Below are 17,554 nucleotides of genomic sequence, written 5' to 3'. Positions count from 1 at the left end.
GCCACCGCGGGATGGCCGATCACGGCGTTCTCCAGATCCACCGACGAGATCCACTCGCCACCGGACTTGATCACGTCCTTGGATCGGTCCACCAGTGTGAGGTAGCCGTCGGGGCTGATCTTGCCGACATCGCCGGTGCGCAGCCAGCCCTCGTCGAACTTCTCCGGATCGACTACCACGCCGTCCGGCGAATAGTACGAGCCGGTGATCCAGGGCCCGCGCACTTCCAGCTCGCCCAGCGACACACCGTCGTTGGGCACCACGCCGTCGTCACCGACCAGACGCGCGCGCACACCGGCCGGGAAGCGGCCCTGGGTCACCCGGTAGGCCCACTTCTCCTCGTCGGTGACCGCGGTCGCGGGCGGATGCGCGACGCTGCCCAGCGGCGAGGTCTCGGTCATGCCCCACGCGTGCAGCACCCGCACGCCGTGCTTCTCCTCGAAGGTGCGCATCATCGACGGCGGCACCGCCGAGCCGCCCACCACCACCGAGCGCAGGTGCGTGATGTCCTGCGGATTCGCCGCCAGCGCCGCCAGCACCCCACCCCAGATCGTCGGCACCGCGGCGGCGAACGACGGCTTCTGCGCGGCCATCATCTCCAGCAACGGGCCCGGCTGCAGGAACCGGTCCGGCATCAACAGATTCGACCCAGACATCAGCGCCGCGTACGGCAGACCCCAGGCGTTCGCGTGGAACAGCGGGACGATCGCCAGGATGGTGTCGGTTTCGAACAGGCCCATCCCGTTGTTCGCGCCGACCTGCATGGCGTGCAGCCAGTTCGAGCGGTGCGAGTACACCACGCCCTTGGGGTCGCCCGTGGTGCCGGAGGTGTAGCACATCGCCGCGGCGGAACGCTCGTCGATCACCGGGAAGTCGTAGGTGTCCGGCTGCGCGCCGAGCAACTCGGGGTAGGAGTGCACCTGCACGCCCTCGGGCGCGGTGAGCGTCGCCGCGTCACCGTTGACCACGACGACGTGGCGCACTGTCGTCAGGTGCGGCAGGATCTGGCTGAACAGCGGCACCAGCGTGCCGTCCACCAGCACGACCTGGTCCTCGGCGTGATTGGCCACGTAGACGACCTGGTCGGGGAACAACCGGATGTTCAAGGCGTGCAGCACCGCGCCCATCGCGGGCACCGCGATGTAGGCGACCAAGTGCTCGTTGTTGTTCCACATGAACGTGCCGACCCGATCGCCGACCCCGATGCCCAACGAGCGCAGCGCATTCGCCAACCGCGCCGATTCGGCGCCGACCTCACGGTAGGTCATGGTGCGCACGCCGGTACCGGTCCAGGTGGACACGGTGGAATCGCCGGCGAACGTCGATGCGTAGCGCAGCAACGTGGCCAGCGACAACGGCTCGTCCTGCATGGTGCTCAACATCGGAACTCCTCTTTTCTTCGGTGACTTCCCGTCAGAAAGCCAAGTCGATCACACACGACAGCGCCATATCGCCTGTCCTGCCGAGGCGGGCGGGCATCGGGGCGGAGCAGGCCGAACACCCGGCCGACGAGCAGCGGGCCGCGGCCGAAGACACGATCCACCCGCGACCACTGGTCCGGTTCGATCCGGGATCGCGGGGCCGGCGCTGTAGCGAGGATTTCCGGCCGCGTCACCACGCCGGGCCGACGCGCGAGCACCTGTCCGTCATCCTGAATCCCGCTTGGTAACAAACGGATCCGGGAATGTGGCGGGCCGATCGGTACCTGTGGTTCCAAGCTGACCATGTTCGATGAGCAGGTACACGACGAATACCGTGACGGCTTCGGACTCGGAGTCGATACCGAACGGCGTGGTGCGCCGGCAGGCACATCGGAGCGCGCCCAGCTCAGCGCCCGGTCCGGAAAGCGGTCGGCGAAGCCCGCCGCCACGCCGATCACGGCGGCGTCGGGATCTTCCGGGGTGCGGCTGCGTAAGACCAGGTCGGGAAGCTCAGCGAAAGTCGGTACACGCGGCGGCATGGTTCAGCACGCACCGACCATGAGCCACATCACACCGGCGATGCTACCCAACGGTAGGCGGCCTCGGGCGAGGCCGCCGGGGCAATCCCACGGGCCTCTATCCGATGGCGCGCGCCGTCAGTTTCCGCTGGTCAGCTCAGCGCTTCGACCTCGGTGGGCACATACTCGGCTCCAACCTCCGGGGACCGCGACTTCGGTAGCGGATGCCCGGCCCCCTGCCGCAACCGGCACCGCGACCCCGATGGCGACTGCCCGGCTTCACGCTGTGCCCGGCAGCGCGACCTCGGTATGCGCCGGATAGGCGTGCACCACAGCCGTATCCAGCTTGGGCACCACGTGGGTGAGGGTGTGCTGGGCCTCGTGCGCGACGTGATGGGCGTCCGCGAGCGTGATCGTCGGGGCGACGTCCAGTTCGACGTCGGCGTGCAGCCGATGGCCGATCCATCGCATCCGCAGGCTGCGCACACCCTGCACGCCCGGCTCCGCGGACAACGCCCGCTCGGCCGCGGTGACCAACTCGGGCTCGACGGCGTCCATCAACCGGCGCAGGACGTCGCGCGCCGCGGTCCGCAGCACCGCGAGAATCGCGACGGTGATGAGCAGCCCGACGATCGGGTCGGCGAGCGGGAACCCCAGCGCCACTCCCCCCGCCCCGAGCAGGACCGCCAGCGAGGTGAACCCGTCGGTGCGCGCGTGCAGACCGTCGGCGACCAGTGCCGCCGAGCCGATTCGCCGCCCCACCCGGATCCGGTACAGCGCCACCGTCTCGTTGCCGAGGAATCCGATCAACCCGGCCGCGGCGACCCAGCCCAAGTGGTCTAGCGGTACCGGATCGAGCAGCCTGCGCACCGCCTCGTAGCCGGCGATCAGCGCGGACAGCGCGATCATCGCGACGACGAAGAGCCCGGCCAGATCCTCGGCCCGGCCGAAGCCGTAGGTGTAGCGCCTGGTCGCGGCCTTGCGGCCGAGGGCGAACGCGATCCACAGCGGAACCGCGGTCAGCGCGTCGGAGAAGTTGTGCACGGTGTCCGCGGCCAGCGCCACCGAGCCGGACGCGACGACGATCACCAGTTGCAGCACCGCGGTGCACCCGAGCACGACCAGGCTGATCGCGACCGCCCGGATGCCGACCGCGCTCGCCACCAGCGCGTCATCGATGCTGTCGGCCGCGTCGTGGCTGTGCGGGACGAAGACTTCCCGCAACGCGCCGATCGCGCTCGACCGATGATGGTGATGATGCCCGGCATGGGGGTGATGATGCTGATGCCGATGGGTCATGACGCGCTCACCTCGTCCCGGCCGGGGAGGTCGCGCACCGCGCCCACGCCGCGATGGTGCGCGGGAACACCGGGCCCCGCATGCTCGGCGTTGCACACCGCGTCCACCACCAACTGCCGGACGTGCTCGTTCTCCAGCCGGTAGAAGATCGTCGTCCCCGATCGGCGGGTGCTCACCAACCGCGCCATCCGCAGCTTGGCCAGATGCTGCGACACCGAAGGCGCCGGCTTGCCGACTCGCGCGGCCAGATCGTTCACCGACAGTTCGCGATCCACCAGCGCCCAGAGCACCTGCACACGCGTCGGATCGGCGAGCATGCGGAACACCTCGACAACCAGTCCGACCTGATCCTCGGCGAGACGCGGCCGCCATTCCTGGCTATCTGCATTCATACGCAGATATTAGAACGGATTGCGGCGTGGAACCAGGTCTCCGGGCCGATGCGGCGGCGGCACCCCCTGCGTTGCCGCCGACGCACCGGTCGACCCCGAATCCCAACAGCTTTCTGTCTTAGTCGAGTGTGGCGTCACTGCGCCAGACGATCGAAGGGATATCACCCGAATGAGACGAACCAATCGCGCAGCCGCGCACTCCATTTCGGACCACGCCCGATGAAACGGCGATGACCAGCACAAACGATCCGGCGGCGGCCGAAAGCTTCACGCGCACCTGCGCGCACAGCTGCACGTGCAGCACGGGCCGCGTGCGCGTCCCGGCACCTCGGCCGCACCGGCTGCGCCACCGGCGATCCGGACATTCTGCACCGAACCGGGCGTACTCGCGCGAATCCTGTCCGTACCGTGATCTCCGCCCGCGCCCACCGGTTCATCCACCCGCGACGACAGTCGCCGATCACCGCCCCCGGACGAGCGGACCGATCCCCGCCGACGCCCGGTTACTGTGAATCACGAGAATCGAGCGACCGCGGAGTAGACGACATGCCAGTGGACCGAATGCTGCCCACCCCCGAAGCCAGGGACCTGCTGGAACTGACCCGCGACATCGCCGACAAGGTGCTCGAGCCGCGCGTGGCCGAGTGCGAGAAGACCGGGATCTTCCCTGATGGCGTTTTCCCCGCGCTCGGCGCCGCCGGACTGCTCAGCCTGCCGTATCCGGAGGAATACGGCGGCGGCGCGCAACCCTACGAGGTGTACCTCCAGGTGCTCGAGGAACTCGCCGCCCGCTGGGCCGCGGTCGCCGTCGCCGTCAGCGTGCACAGTCTCAGCTGCCATCCGCTGTTCGCGTTCGGCACCGAGGAGCAGAAGCAGCGCTGGCTTGCCGGCATGCTTTCCGGCGAGACCATCGGCGCCTACAGCCTGTCCGAGCCGCACGCCGGTTCCGACGCGGCCGCGCTGCGCTGCCGCGCCACCCCGGTCGAGGGCGGCTACCGGATCACCGGCGCCAAAGCATGGATCACCAACGGTGGCCGCGCCGACTTCTACACCCTGTTCGCCCGCACCGGCGAAGGCTCCCGCGGCATCTCCTGCTTCCTCGTCCCCGGCGACACCGAGGGACTGAGTTTCGGCAAACCCGAGGAGAAGATGGGCTTGCGCGCCGTGCCCACCACCACCGCCGCCTACGACGACGCGTTCCTGCCCGCCGAACGTCGCGTCGGCGCGGAGGGCCAGGGCCTCTCCATCGCCTTCAGCGCCTTGGACTCCGGCCGCCTCGGGATCGCCGCCGTCGCCACCGGCCTGGCGCAGCGCGCCCTCGACGAGGCCGTCGCGTACGCCAAGGAGCGCGAGGCGTTCGGCCGCCACATCATCGACCACCAGGGGCTCGGCTTCGTACTCGCCGACATGGCCGCCGCGGTGGACTCCGCCCGCGCCACCTACCTCGACGCCGCCCGCCGCCGGGACGCGGGGCTGCCGTACTCGCGCCAGGCCAGCGTGGCCAAACTCGTCGCCACCGACGCCGCCATGAAGGTCACCACCGACGCGGTCCAGGTCTTCGGCGGTTACGGCTACACCCAGGACTTCCCCGTCGAGCGCTACATGCGCGAGGCCAAGGTGATGCAGATCTTCGAGGGCACCAACCAGATTCAGCGTTTGGTCATCGCACGCCAACTCGCGGGCAACTGATGCCGGGGCTTCTACGCGAATAGATCGCGCACGATCGAGCGGTCCATGTTTCGCGCGGGCTGGGCAACCGCCGCACCGCGATCACGCGTGTCCGAAAATGCCGATTGATTGACCGCGGATGTCTTCGGACCTGCGAATACTGTTTCGTACCCTCGAAACATGACGACGCCGTCCATCATCATCATCGGAGCCGGATTCGGCGGGCTCGGCATGGCACTGGAGCTGCGGCGGGCCGGGTTGGACACTTTCACCATCCTGGAGCGCGCCACCGACCTCGGCGGCGTCTGGCGGGAGAACACCTACCCCGGCGCCGCCTGCGACGTGCCCTCCCCGCTGTACTCCTGGTCCTACGAGCCGAAATCCGATTGGCCACGGCGTTTCTCCGAACAGCGCGACATCCACGCGTACATGCGGGGCGTCGCCGACAAGCACGGCCTGCGGCGCTTCATCCGCTTCGGCACCGAGGTGACCGACGCCGAGTTCGACGAGCGCACCGGCCGGTGGACCGTCCGCACGGCCGACGGAGCGCAACTGACCGCCGACATCCTCATCCCTGCGGTCGGCCAGCTGTCGCGTCCCGCCCTGCCGAACATTCCCGGCATCGACACCTTCACCGGCGCCGCCTTCCACTCCGCCGAGTGGGACCACGACGTCGACCTGACCGGCAAGCGCATCGCCTGCATCGGCACCGGAGCCAGCGCGATCCAGTACATCCCGCGCATTCAGCCGGACGCCGCCCACCTCACGCTGTTCCAGCGCTCGGCGGCCTGGGTGCTGCCGAAAGCCGACGTCGAGTACAGCGCCCTGCACCACGCGCTGTTCAAGTACTTCCCACCCAGCCGCCTCGCCGAGCGCTTCGCCATCTGGTCCGTCTTCGAACTGCTCGCCCTCGGACTCACCGACATCCCGGCGATCAAGACCCCCGTGATCGCTCTGGCCGACCGCCACCGCGAAAAGCAGGTTCCCGACGCCGAACTGCGCGCGAAACTGACGCCCGACTACGCGGCGGGATGCAAGCGCGGACTGTTCTCCAACGAATATTTCCCGGCGCTCGCGCAGCCGAACGTCACCGTCGAGACCACCGCCATCGAGTCGATCACGCCGACCGGAGTCCGCACCGCCGACGGCGTCGAGCACGAAGTGGACGTCATCATCTTCGGCACCGGCTTCAAGGGCACCGAATTCCTCGCGCCGATGAACATCTACGGCCTCGGCGGCCGCAAACTGGCCGACGTCTGGGGCGACGAAGGTGCCCGCGCCTACCTCGGCCTGTCCGTGCCGCAGTTCCCGAACCTGTTCCTGATGTACGGCCCGAACACCAACGTCGGCGCGGGCTCCATCATCTACATGCTCGAATCCCAAGCCCGCTACATCCGCCAGGTCGTGCGCTACCTCACCGACCGCCCCGGCCGCTACCTCGCCGCCCGCCCCACCGCCGACCAGCACTGGGACGACTGGCTACAGCGCCGCCTGAAGGACACCCCCTGGAACTTCTGCTCCAGCTGGTACCGCAACGCCTCCGGCCGAATCACCAACAACTGGCCCGGCGCCACCGTCCTCTACCGCTGGAAGACCCGCACTTTCGACCCCGCCGACTACGACGAGGCGCAAGCGGCAGCGCGCTGACCTGCACATTCATCCAGACCTCAGCAATCCGTCAGTAAACTGATCTGGTCCGGGGTCCGGCGGAAGAGGTGCCCATGTTGTGGCTGCTGATCGTTGCAGTGCTCGTAATTCTGATCGCCTTACTGGCATGGCAGACACAGCAGGGCAAACAACGCGGAGCCACCGAACTCGCCGACGCTCTCGCCGAGGCCCGGCAAGTGAACGAACGACTGGGCGGCCAGGTCTACAGCCTCTCCGGCGGCAACGACGCCGCCGTTCGGGCACTCGCCGACGCCTCCGAACGGCATCTCGCGGCAGGCGCACAACTCGACCAGGCCCGCACTCCCACGCAGGCACGACTGGCGAAGCAGACCGCTCTGGAAGGGCTCTACTACATCAGGGCCGCGCGGACCGCGATGAACATGGACCCAGGCCCCGCGATCCCCGCCCTCGACGGCCAGAACACCGCCGGCCAGGTCACGGAGAAGCGCGTAGTCGAATACGAAGGCAGGCAGATCGCGGCCGCCCCCACTCCCTCGCCATCGACACCCAACTACTACCCCGGTGGCCGAGTGGCCGGGCGGCCGGTACCCGCGGGGTGGTACTCCGAGCCCTGGTGGAAACCCGCGTTGATCGCCGGCGCGTGGGGCCTCGGCTCGACCCTCCTGTTCACATCCCTGTTCGCCGGAATGTCCGGAGTGGGCTACGGAGCGTCCGGTTTCGAGAGCGGCTACGGCGAAGGTTTCCAAGACGGGATGGCCGCGAACGGGGACTATGACGCCGGTGGCGACTACGACGGGGGGTACGACTCGGGTGGCGACTACGGCGGAGGCTTCGATGGCGGCGGAGGCTTCGATGGCGGCGGCTTCGACGGCGGCGGCTTCTGATCGCTCGCGATATCCCCACGACAGTGATGCGGCTTCTGAGCCTCTCACCCGGTAGACTGCGAACGTCCCGGGCGGGCCCAGCCCACCCACGCCTTCGTAGCTCAGGGGATAGAGCACCGCTCTCCTAAAGCGGGTGTCGCAGGTTCGAATCCTGCCGAGGGCACAGCATCGACGCAGGTCAAGCCGTATCCCTGCCCGCGTCGCTGACCGAGTAACTCGGTCGGGTACGCAGTGAGTACGCAGTGGCGAAATCCGTACGCGCGGCATCGAGCCGGGCAGCTACGTCGTCCAGATCGTCATCGAACAAGTCGGCGTAGTAGTCCAGCGTGGTACTCGGCTTGTCGTGACCCAGCATCCTTTGCAGCGCGAGCACCGACGCACCCTGCGATACCGCGAGCGAAGCCGCTGTGTGCCGCAACTCGTGAGGGGTCAGCCCATCCAACCCGGCCGCCTTCGCTGCCCTGTCCCACCAGGAGCGCCGCATATTGCGGACCCGAAGCACGGCACCGCGCCGGGAGGTGAAGACCTCAGCGTCAGGGCGACGACCAGCCAGATGCTGTTTCAGCGGTTCGGCCAGGAATGCCGGGAATGGCACGCTCCGCCGCTGATGGTCCTTTGGTGCCTTCGTCACGAGCACCCCGTCGACCTCGGTAATGGTGCGCTCAATCTGCAAGCGGCGACGTCGCAACGACACTGCCGACACCTGTAAGCCTGCCAGTTCAGCGAATCGCAGGCCGCAGTAGGCAAGCACCATCACCGTCAGCCAATCACCGCCAGCGTTTTCGGCCAACCGTTCGACCTCCACGCCCGACAGATACCGGCGCTTGGCAAGTCGCTGCTTGGGGCGATCCACAGTGCCGCAAGGATTCACAGCGATACGCCGCGTAATCACCGCATGGTCGCATATCTGCGAGAACACGCCGAGATTCTTCCGGACGGTGCCACCCGCAGCACCGTTGTCCACCTGGTCAGTGACCCATTCTTGAATGTCGTCGTGCGCCAGATCAGCGAGCCGGACATTCCCCCAGCGAGGCAGAATGTGCCGCTCCACCACGGACTTGTACCGCGAAAGCGTCGACTTCTCCCATGACGGATGGCTCGCCAACCACGCCCGAGCCACAACATCAACGGTCACCCGACCCGCCGAAGGTGGCGCATGAACACCGGAAACCACCGCCGCCGTCTGCCCATCCAGCCACGCCTGGGCATCCGTCTTACGAGCAAATCGCTTGGTGTGCTCGTCGCCCCTGCCGTCGACATACCGTGCACGCCAACGTTTTCCCTTTCCATTCAGCTTGGAAGGAACACGCAGAACTGTGCCGTCCGGCTGCCGTTCATCCTTGGTCCACAAGTCTTCGACACCCGCACGACGATTCCGACGAACCTTACTCATGCTGCATCACGCAATGTCGCCGCTTCCTGCTCTTCGATCCAGGCCAGGACGACCGACTTACGCCAGACACGGCGGCGTGCACCGAGCTTGAAGCTGGCAGGGCCGCGACCAACATGCGCCCACCAACGCCACGTGGCCGCCGGGATACCAGTCAGGACCTCGCAATCCTTGGCCCGCAAATACTCTTCGTTCTCCACCACGGCTCCCCTCCTGTGCTGCTTGCTGAATTGCCGAATGTTCTGCTATGCCGCTGTTCCTGCGGCGATCAGGGCGTTGGTGTACTCCGCGCGCCATTTCGTGCGTTGGGCGATCGCAGCCAGGATCAGGTGATCCCGAGGCGGTGCCGATTGGTCGCCGGGTTCGACCGGCCGGATGATCAGGTGCGAGGTGTCGGGTTTGTGGATGCCGACCGAGGCCAGCAGTTGCCGAACGAACTCCGCCCGATCGGCCTTGTGATCCGGCAGCGTCTTCCCGCTCCAGCGACGCGAGACGAGGACCCGCCGACCGGGCAGGCCGAGAGTGTCCCGCCGGTGCGCCTTGCCCTTGCACTTGCCGGGAATCGTCTTGTCACTGGCGCCCTGCGGGACGATGCCGTAGCGCAGCCACACCGCACAGCGCGGCGAGCACGGCGTGTGCTGCAACTCCGCATGCAACCGGTCGTAGTGGATCGCGGTCCGCGTGGACTCGGTTTCCAGGACTTCGCTGATGGACTTGGTGAGGTACTTCGTCACGTACCCGATGGCCCGGTCGGCCTTGTCGCCGGGGATGTAGCCCTTCATGTGGCCGGGGTCCATGCGTTCGCCGAACCGCACCGTGTAGGCCGGTTCCAGATCATCCACCGCGTCCAGGACGTCGAGGGCGTCATCCCAGCCGGTCAACGCCTGCCCGCTGTCGGGATCCACGAAGGTCATGGCCCGGTAGTCCCAGACCGGCATCTTCTCCCCGGAGTACACCTCGTTGTCGGGGTCGAAGTGCGGCCACCACACCTGGTGGTAGGTCGCCGCGGTGACCATCCGCAGAATCTCGCGGGAGATCACGCCACGCAGCAGCAAATGCAGGTGCGGAGCGCCCCGCTTCTGCGGTTCCACGGTGGCGAAGTACTGCACGTCGTAGCCGACGCAGCGGCGCAGGTTCTGAATCCAGCGATCGACCAGCTTGGAGAAGAACACGATGTCCCGCGCCGCGCGAGCGTAGTCGTAGGTGTCCGGGTTGCGGGGTGAGCCGTCCGAGCACGGCTTGCCCTCGGAATCCACCGCGCCGTCGGGGTTGATCGCACCGTAGGACGGCATGGTGAGCGTGACCATCATCGAGGACCGGTACCCGCCGATCACCCGCCCGATCGTGTGCCGCTCGACCTTCTTGCGGGGCAGGTTCGGCACGTCCTGACGCCGCTTGGTCGAGCGGGAACGCCGCTTACGCTCGGTCGGGTCCAGCGGTGGGATGGGGCCACGGAACCCGGAGTCGCGAAGGTCGCGGTCCAGGCTGCCCACCAGGTCACCGATGGCATCAGCCATCTCGTCATCCCCGTCGTCGCGGGCTTGGTGGTACTGCTGGGCGAGATCGGCGCGGGTGGTGAGCAATTCGGTTTGCGTGTCGGAAGGGTCGCGGGTCTCTTCGACCGGTTCGACTTCGGCGTGCCAGCCTTCCCGGCATTGCGTCATCCGCAGCCACCGGGCCTTGTCCGCGCACGGCTTGCACACCGAGGCGACTGTCGACTTGCACGGCGACGCGACGTATTCGACCTTGCCGGTTCTCGGGTCGAACGACCGCATCGTCACCGGCCGCACGCAGACCCCGAACTTCTCCGCCGTGGCTATGGCGACATCGGTGAAGTTCGGGAGCGCGCGCCGCTCGGCCGCAGTCTGGCGAGTCGAGGCAGTTTCGTCGCCCTTGTCGTTGTCGTTGTCGTTGTCGAGGTTGATGGGCGTGGTCATGGTCAGGATGCCTCTCGGTCGAACAACGCGAGCTGGGTCGGGACGGGTGTGTCGGCGTTGTAGCGTCGCCACATCGCGCCGTCGTGGTCGCGATAGACGATCACCGGGTTGCCGCCCTCACGGGGCCGGTAGCTGGGCTTGTCGGCCATCAGATAGGCCTGCGAGACGTTCAGAGCCTTCGGTAGAGGGCGGACCGTCTCACCGATCAGCACGCCCCACTGCACCGTCTTGCGAACGGTCATGCCGCCCACCCGCCGTCATCGTCGAAGTCCTGCCCCCACGACTCCCAGGAGGGCATCTCACCGGTTGCCGCGCACAGGTGAACGGCGATCTCGAGCGGGTCCGCGCCCCGGCGTTCCAGCAGCCCGCGACGACGAGACGCGAGGTCGATCACGTTGTCCCGGTACGGAACATCAGCGGCAACGGTCTTGCGAGTGTTGTTGGTGCGCTTCATGATTCAGTCCCTATCGTCGTTGTCGTGGATGTCGATGGCGCGGCAGGCGTCGCACCAGACGCGGTCACCGTCGTAGAACCAGCCCACCGCCGCCGAGCGGGCGTTGAGGTACTCCACGGCTTGATTGACCGAGTCGAAGCAGATGCCTTCGGCGTCGGCGTAGGCGTGCTCGGTTTCCTCGGTGTAGAGCTCCCCGCAGCAGTCGCAGTAGATGAGGACATGGACCTCGGTCACGAACCCTCGTTTCATGCCGCCACCGGCCCGTCTTCGGACTCGTCGCCGAGGTCATCCGGGTCGAAGCCGGAGTAGTCCTCAGCGGGACCGGTGATTTCCGGTGCAGGCGAGTACGCATCCACGATCGCGTCGATGTCGTCATCGGAGACGAAGTACGCCCGCACCCGCACGAACTCGCTCGAGCCGTCTTCACCGACGTAGCCGACACCCGGTGTCTCGTCGGAGATCTCGTCGCAGCGTGCCCCGCGATCGCGTGCGCCTTGACCGTGGACCATGCCAGTCTGGGTGGGTTCGTCCAGGCGCAGGCCGACGCGGACGGGGAACAGTTGCCGGTTGGGCATCGTCTCCTTCGACGGGTCCTGCAACGCCGCGATCACCGACACCGCCGCCGCACGCCCCTGCGACAGCAGAAGCCCCGTCAGGCGGCGGAACTCCTGCTGTTCCTCCCGGGTGGCGTACGACGACAGGGACGCAGCCTCATCGATGATGATCAGGATCAGCGGCTCATCGGTGGACGGGACGATCTTGCGCAGACCCGCCGCCCGCATCCGCGCCAGGCGTTCGCGCATCAGCTCGACGGCCTCGTTGAGCATCGCGAGGATGGTGGTGTTGTCGGTGGCGAAGCGCACGAACAACCGGTTCTCGCCCTTGCCGAACTCCGCGCCGCCCTTCGGGTCAGCCAGATACAGATCCACCAACCCGGCTTTGATCGCGGGACCGAGCGCGACGATGATCGACCACAACACCGAGCCCTTCCCCGACCCGGTCGCACCGGCCAGCAGGATGTGCGCATACAGCACCCGCAGCCGCCACGTGTCGAAGTCCTCGGTCACCCCGACCGGGACCGCTTCCAGATCCACATCCATCACCGACGGCAAGCCCGGCAGCGGCACAGTGTCCGCGAGGGTGTCATAAACCCGCAGATCCAGACGCACGAATCCCGGATCAGTGGCGACCACCGTCACCGACGGGACACCGAAGTAGGCAGCCAACGCGGCACGGATGTTGTCGATGTTCCAATCCTTGAGCGACTGCCCGCCGAGCATCTGCACATCCACCGACATGCCGAACTCGGTGTAAGTCGCCGACAGGACATTCGGGTAGCCGGTCTGCATCGAGCCCAGCTTGAGTGCCGGCCACATCAACGCCAGTTGCCCCGAGTCGGTCACCACCGACACCGCCGTGCGCAACTCGACCGGAGCAGCCGCAGTGACCTCACCGGCAGCACGAGCCGGTTGCATCTCCCCACCGCGCGCGGCGAGTGACCGCAGCCACCACAGCGTCGACGCGCCCGTGCACAGACCGCTGGCGAGCATCACCGTTCCCGCGATACTCATTTCAGAACCCCCAACCTTGCGGGCCGCGCTCCAACTCGCAGAACAAGCGGCACCCCTCCGGAGCCGGGGACGACACCGGAGCCTTCTGGACCTCGGACCGGCCGAGACCGGCGTCCTCGCAGAACATCACGCACCCGGGAGAAGCCGGAGCCGGATTCTCGGTGGTGGTCGCTACCGGGGAGGACGCAGCAGCCGGGACCAGTGGGGCCGGAGTATCCGACGTCTGGTCCACCAGCACCCCGACACCGGCCAGCACGCTCACCAGCGCTGAAACACCCATCGCCACAGCAGGAACAGAAACAGTCATCTCAACCCCCAACAGGGACAGCGATCGGCAGCATGGTTTGCTGCGGTCGCGAAGAACGAACAGGAATATGGACCGGCGCAGAAGGCACCGGATGAAGCTCAGCCACCCGCACCGGCTCAGGCTTCGGCTCAGGGAGCGACACCGGTTGCGGCTCAGGCTCAGCTGTCGCCCGCTCTGCGGCAGGCTCGACCACAGGCACCGGCTCGGAAGCCGGGACACGGTGCACCCTGCGGAACAACAGAGCCAGCCCATGAGTGTCGGCCAGCAGGGAAATCGGTGCCACCGCCGCGACGAGGGCCGCAGCCCACCCCGGTAGCGGGTGACCGGAAGCGACCGCGTGAATGCTGTTGCCCGCCACCGATACCGCCGCGCCGATACCGAGCACCCACACGAAGAACCGGCGATCGGACTTCTCGTCCGAGGCCAGCACGCCAGCGGTGGCCAACAGGATCGTGCCGTCCACGATCAACGGGAACAACCAGGCATCATCAGCCGGAATCCGTGCCAGCACCCCCAAGTCGCGAAGCGTGGTGAACGACAGCCGGAATGCTGCCGCCGCCACCGCGATACTGATGACCGCGGCGGACCAGCGAGCCCAACGCCGCCACCCCGACTGCTGCTGATCCGCCGCACTCATCACGCCGCCTTATCCGCCGACACGGACAGCACGGCATCGTGCTCGGCCAGAACACCCGGCAGGGCTTCGGCCAGCGCGCGCGCATCAGCGATGCTCAACGTCACCGACGCCGAGATGCCCATCCCGAAGCCGATGTCCACCGACGCCGAATACCGATCACCGCGAAACTCGTAAGCCGGGTGGTACTTCACGCTCAATTGCTCAACGAGCACCGACGTGCTCACACGCGAGCCGATCTGATAGTCCGACATCACGCCGCCGCCTTACCGGTCGGACGAGCCGCACCCGGATCAGCCGGAGCCTGCTTCGCACCCGAGATATCACCAGCGATACCGGTCGCGCGCACCGTCCACCCGATCGACTTGAACTCACCCTGACCGGCGATCTTCGGCTTGATCTGCAAGCCCTCCAGCACCACCGGGGTCACGCCCTGCGACACCGGCGACGCCGACGGCACCGGCTGAACGTCCGCCACGAACGTCACATCGAACGAAGCATTCTTCGAACCCATCCCGGTCGGGTCCATCACGGTGCCCTTCCACAAGCGCTTCGTCGGCAGTGAAAATAAGGTGATCCGCGAACCGTCACTTATCAATCCGGCACTGGAGGTGTCGCACGGCGATCTTTTGCTGTCACGTGCAAACACTGTAGATTTGGTTGGTATCGCTTGCATCGCCCGCAACCCAAGGCCGCGACTCTTGCTTTCCGACAAATCTCTACGGCTGAATATCAATAAGGAAGTTGCGGTACCTGAGTTCGTTGAATTCGCTCTTACTCTGCAAGAGGTTCGAAATCAGATTCAGGCACGCGCCACCGGCACCAGTGGCAGCATGAAGAACATCAGCCAAGAGGACGTACGGCGCATCACGCTGCCTGTCCCTCGCATCGAAGGACAAGCCGAGGTCGTTCGCGCTGTGGGAGCTGCCGACAAGAAGATTGCGTCCGAGCGTGCTCTCTTGGATAAGCTCAAGCTCCTCAAGGGAGGGCTGATGGAAGATCTTTTGACCGGTAGGGTGCGAGTGGTGCCCGGTCGGGCGCTCACGGGGCAGGTTCGGGCATAAAGAGGTATATCGCATGGGCTTCGAGCGGCTGGGGCGGACGTTCGTCGATCACCTGTCAGCACTGGGCTGGCCTGTGCCCCTCGACGGTGAGCCCGACGCCGCCGAGCCGTTGGACGGACGAGCCGATTATTCTGCTGCGGTTCTGTCCGGCCGGTTCCGTGATCGGCTCCGTCACATCAATCCGGGCCCTGGCGAGCAGCCGTGGCTGGACGCCGAACGGGTCGACCAGGTCCTCGAGGCGCTGATTCGAGGCACCGCACGTACCAGCCTCACCGAGGCCAACCAGGCCGTCACCGAGCTACTGCTTGGCGGCATCGAGGTGGACGGGTTACCGAATTGGCTTGGCGGACGGCGGCAGAAGGTACGTCTGATTGACTGGGGCGAGCCGACCAACAACGACCTGTGCGTTATCACGAACTTCCGGGTGGACCGGCCGGGCGGGCGACGGGTGGTGTTCGACGCGGTGCTGTTCGTCAACGGTATCCCGTTGGCCGTGGTCGCGGCACCCGGACCGGACCGCGAGCCGGCGATAGCGGAGGCAATCGCCGACTTGCGCGCTCGTACCGGGCAGCGGCGGGAGGGCGCGGACACGGCAGTGCCGGCGTTGTTCCGCTTCGTGCAACTCCTCGTGGCGACCAACGGTGACGAGGCCCGCTTGGGCACCATCACCTCAGAGCCAGAGCATTTCGCGTACTGGCGCACCACCGAACCTGTATCGGCGAAACAGGTCGAGGCCGAGCTCGGGCACCCCCCACGAACCGAGCTGGAAACCCTGACCGCTGGTGTGCTGCGCCCCGCGCACCTGCTGGACATGGTCCGCAACTTCTCCGTCTTCCATCAAGCCGACGGCCGGACAATAAAGGTCGTCGCCCGGTACCCGCAGTTTCGGGCGGTCCACCGACTGGTCCGCAACCTGCGGAGCGGCCGGACTAGGCAGCAGACCGGCCGCGACGACGAGCGCGGCGGCATCGTCTGGCATACGCAGGGCTCCGGCAAGAGCTTCACCATGGCATTCCTGGTCCGCAAGATGCGGGCCACCCCCGAACTTGCCACCTACAAAGTGGTCGTGGTCGTCGACCGCATTGATCTCCGCGACCAGTTGCAACGCTCGCTGGCCCTGACCGGTGAGACCCCAATCGTGGCACGCGGAGTCCAGCACGCTCGCGAGCAGCTTGCCGACGACACCCCCGGCGTCGTCACGGTCATGATCCAGCACGCGCAACGTGACGAGTTCGCTGCAATAGAAGGCGAGCCCGAGGAACTGGCCGACGACCCGCTGCAATCTCGCGTCAATGCCCGCGAGCAGAATCCAAGCGCCGATATCGTCCTGCTGGTCGACGAGGCGCACCGGTCACATCGCGGCTGGCAGCACGCCCGGCTGCGCCGCATGGTGCCGAATGCCGCACGAGTTGCATTCACCGGCACGCCGCTGATGCGCGCCGATAAGGAGAGCCACACCACCACTGGCATTTTCGGCGATTTCATCGACACGTATCGGCTGTCCGACTCGGAGCAGGACCGCGCTACCGTGCCGATCCGCTACGAGCAGCGAATGGCTGACGCGCACGTCGTCGACCGCGTGGTGCTAGACACCGCCTATGAGGACGAGGTCGGCGGCACGCCGCAGGACCGGCAGCAGGCGCAGCAGCGCTGGCTGACCACTCGTGAGGCGCTAGAAGCCGAGGACAACATCGGCGAGAAGGCGCGAGACATGCTGCGCCACTGGGTGGAAGCTGTGCTGCCCAACGGCTTCAAAGCCCAGGTTGTCGCGGTCTCTCGACTTGCCGCCCTCCGCTACAGGGACGCCCTCATCGTCGCCCGCGACGAACTGGTCAGCGAGCTGGAGCGGTTTGCCCGCAAGGCACGCGCCGACCCAGAACTGGCCACGAACCACCCGGATGCCGTATTCCTGCGCACCGCCCTGCCGTTTCTACCGCTGTTGCGTGTCATCGACTTCGTACCAGTTATTTCCCCCGGGGTCACGAAAGATGAAGAGGGGAAGCTCAAAAAAGACCCGCCGGAGTGGAGTGCGTGGACTGCGGAGGCAGCGCAGCGCGACCACATCGACCGGTTCAAGCAGCGGATGCCTGCACCCGAGGAGCTGAGTCGCAGTCAGACATCATCGACACATGATGCGCCATGGACCGACCAGGCGACACGGTCAGCCGGTAACCATGCGGTGCATACCACAGGCGAGGACGACCCATGGGGAAGTATTCCGCCGGACGACAACTTTGCACGAGACCGCACCGCAACTGGCCCTGGCCCTGGCCCAGGTCCAGTGAGGTTCGCCCCGGGTAGTGGACACCGAGTTAGCAGGATCGATGGTTCTGCTGGTAAGGATGTTTGCTGTGCCTCCTCGTAAACGTCGGTCGTATACGACCGA

The 17,554-nt window shown here is 66.7% G+C and carries 20 protein-coding genes and 1 tRNA gene; 6 read left to right on the top strand and 15 right to left on the bottom strand.

Annotated elements, in window-relative coordinates; translation table 11 throughout:
• The 4 genes from ABZ420_RS35115 to ABZ420_RS35100 all read right to left on the bottom strand — a co-directional run.
• Nucleotides 1–1,382: long-chain fatty acid--CoA ligase (locus tag ABZ420_RS35115; RefSeq protein WP_357132259.1), on the bottom strand; the 1,382-nt coding region annotated here is incomplete at its 3' end.
• Between the two features lie 836 nt (nt 1,383–2,218).
• Nucleotides 2,219–3,238 (bottom strand): cation diffusion facilitator family transporter, encoded by a 1,020-nt coding sequence (locus tag ABZ420_RS35110; RefSeq protein ID WP_357132256.1) that lies wholly within the window; start codon nt 3,236–3,238, stop codon nt 2,219–2,221.
• Nucleotides 3,235–3,630 carry a metalloregulator ArsR/SmtB family transcription factor gene (locus ABZ420_RS35105; protein WP_357132253.1) on the bottom strand — a complete coding sequence of 132 codons (396 nt, stop codon included), beginning with the start codon at nt 3,628–3,630 and terminating at the stop codon, nt 3,235–3,237. Before ABZ420_RS35105 ends, ABZ420_RS35110 begins: the two co-directional genes overlap by 4 nt.
• Before the next feature lie 118 nt (nt 3,631–3,748).
• Nucleotides 3,749–3,934 carry a hypothetical protein gene (locus tag ABZ420_RS35100; RefSeq protein ID WP_357132250.1) on the bottom strand — a complete coding sequence of 62 codons (186 nt, stop codon included), beginning with the start codon at nt 3,932–3,934 and terminating at the stop codon, nt 3,749–3,751.
• 242 nt (nt 3,935–4,176) lie between these two features.
• On the opposite strand from ABZ420_RS35100, the gene ABZ420_RS35095 reads away from it, so the two are divergent.
• The 4 genes from ABZ420_RS35095 to ABZ420_RS35080 all read left to right on the top strand — a co-directional run bounded on the left by ABZ420_RS35095 (nt 4,177) and on the right by ABZ420_RS35080 (nt 7,974).
• Nucleotides 4,177–5,319: an acyl-CoA dehydrogenase family protein gene (locus tag ABZ420_RS35095; RefSeq protein WP_040871819.1), complete on the top strand. Its 1,143-nt coding sequence runs from the start codon at nt 4,177–4,179 to the stop codon at nt 5,317–5,319.
• A gap of 159 nt (nt 5,320–5,478) precedes the next feature.
• Nucleotides 5,479–6,945 carry an NAD(P)/FAD-dependent oxidoreductase gene (locus ABZ420_RS35090; protein WP_357132247.1) on the top strand — a complete coding sequence of 489 codons (1,467 nt, stop codon included), beginning with the start codon at nt 5,479–5,481 and terminating at the stop codon, nt 6,943–6,945.
• 74 nt (nt 6,946–7,019) lie between these two features.
• The gene (locus tag ABZ420_RS35085) at nt 7,020–7,811 is read left to right on the top strand and encodes a DUF1542 domain-containing protein (RefSeq protein ID WP_357132244.1); all 792 of its coding nucleotides are present in this window, start codon (nt 7,020–7,022) and stop codon (nt 7,809–7,811) included.
• A gap of 90 nt (nt 7,812–7,901) precedes the next feature.
• Nucleotides 7,902–7,974 (top strand) — tRNA-Arg (locus ABZ420_RS35080).
• A gap of 15 nt (nt 7,975–7,989) precedes the next feature.
• Here the strand turns inward: ABZ420_RS35080 and ABZ420_RS35075 are convergent.
• Genes ABZ420_RS35075 through ABZ420_RS35025 form a run of 11 tightly spaced genes read right to left on the bottom strand, consistent with a single transcriptional unit; the run spans nt 7,990 to nt 14,618 of the window.
• Complete coding sequence (locus ABZ420_RS35075) at nt 7,990–9,204, bottom strand: site-specific integrase (protein WP_357132241.1); 1,215 nt, start codon at nt 9,202–9,204, stop codon at nt 7,990–7,992.
• Nucleotides 9,201–9,401, bottom strand: a complete 201-nt coding sequence (locus ABZ420_RS35070) for a hypothetical protein (protein WP_084467095.1) — start codon at nt 9,399–9,401, stop codon at nt 9,201–9,203. Before ABZ420_RS35070 ends, ABZ420_RS35075 begins: the two co-directional genes overlap by 4 nt.
• Before the next feature lie 45 nt (nt 9,402–9,446).
• Complete coding sequence (locus tag ABZ420_RS35065; RefSeq protein ID WP_357132238.1) at nt 9,447–11,138, bottom strand: replication initiator; 1,692 nt, start codon at nt 11,136–11,138, stop codon at nt 9,447–9,449.
• A 2-nt stretch (nt 11,139–11,140) separates the two neighbouring features.
• Entirely contained in the window at nt 11,141–11,380 is a 240-nt protein-coding gene (locus ABZ420_RS35060; protein ID WP_357132236.1) for a hypothetical protein, read from the bottom strand.
• The gene (locus ABZ420_RS35055; RefSeq protein ID WP_357132233.1) at nt 11,377–11,592 is read right to left on the bottom strand and encodes a hypothetical protein; all 216 of its coding nucleotides are present in this window, start codon (nt 11,590–11,592) and stop codon (nt 11,377–11,379) included. Before ABZ420_RS35055 ends, ABZ420_RS35060 begins: the two co-directional genes overlap by 4 nt.
• Before the next feature lie 3 nt (nt 11,593–11,595).
• Nucleotides 11,596–11,826, bottom strand: a complete 231-nt coding sequence (locus ABZ420_RS35050) for a hypothetical protein (RefSeq protein WP_357132230.1) — start codon at nt 11,824–11,826, stop codon at nt 11,596–11,598.
• 11 nt (nt 11,827–11,837) lie between these two features.
• Nucleotides 11,838–13,163, bottom strand: coding sequence for an FtsK/SpoIIIE domain-containing protein (locus ABZ420_RS35045; RefSeq protein ID WP_357132227.1), 1,326 nt, complete (start codon nt 13,161–13,163; stop codon nt 11,838–11,840).
• Nucleotide 13,164: 1 nt separating this feature from the next.
• Complete coding sequence (locus ABZ420_RS35040) at nt 13,165–13,443, bottom strand: hypothetical protein (RefSeq protein ID WP_357132224.1); 279 nt, start codon at nt 13,441–13,443, stop codon at nt 13,165–13,167.
• Between the two features lie 28 nt (nt 13,444–13,471).
• Complete coding sequence (locus ABZ420_RS35035) at nt 13,472–14,107, bottom strand: DUF2637 domain-containing protein (RefSeq protein ID WP_357132221.1); 636 nt, start codon at nt 14,105–14,107, stop codon at nt 13,472–13,474.
• Complete coding sequence (locus ABZ420_RS35030) at nt 14,107–14,358, bottom strand: hypothetical protein (protein WP_357132218.1); 252 nt, start codon at nt 14,356–14,358, stop codon at nt 14,107–14,109. The genes ABZ420_RS35035 and ABZ420_RS35030 overlap by 1 nt, the downstream gene beginning before the upstream one ends.
• Nucleotides 14,358–14,618 carry a hypothetical protein gene (locus tag ABZ420_RS35025; protein WP_357132216.1) on the bottom strand — a complete coding sequence of 87 codons (261 nt, stop codon included), beginning with the start codon at nt 14,616–14,618 and terminating at the stop codon, nt 14,358–14,360. Before ABZ420_RS35025 ends, ABZ420_RS35030 begins: the two co-directional genes overlap by 1 nt.
• A gap of 19 nt (nt 14,619–14,637) precedes the next feature.
• On the opposite strand from ABZ420_RS35025, the gene ABZ420_RS35020 reads away from it, so the two are divergent.
• Complete coding sequence (locus ABZ420_RS35020; protein ID WP_357132213.1) at nt 14,638–15,168, top strand: hypothetical protein; 531 nt, start codon at nt 14,638–14,640, stop codon at nt 15,166–15,168.
• A gap of 13 nt (nt 15,169–15,181) precedes the next feature.
• Nucleotides 15,182–17,533 (top strand): HsdR family type I site-specific deoxyribonuclease, encoded by a 2,352-nt coding sequence (locus ABZ420_RS35015; RefSeq protein WP_357132210.1) that lies wholly within the window; start codon nt 15,182–15,184, stop codon nt 17,531–17,533.
• The last annotated feature ends 21 nt before the right edge of the window (nt 17,534–17,554 follow it).

The organism is Nocardia sp. NPDC005745, assembly GCF_040630775.1.
Lineage (GTDB): Bacteria > Actinomycetota > Actinomycetes > Mycobacteriales > Mycobacteriaceae > Nocardia.
Note: the sequence above shows the minus strand (reverse complement) of the source record. Positions and strands in the feature narration are given on the sequence as shown.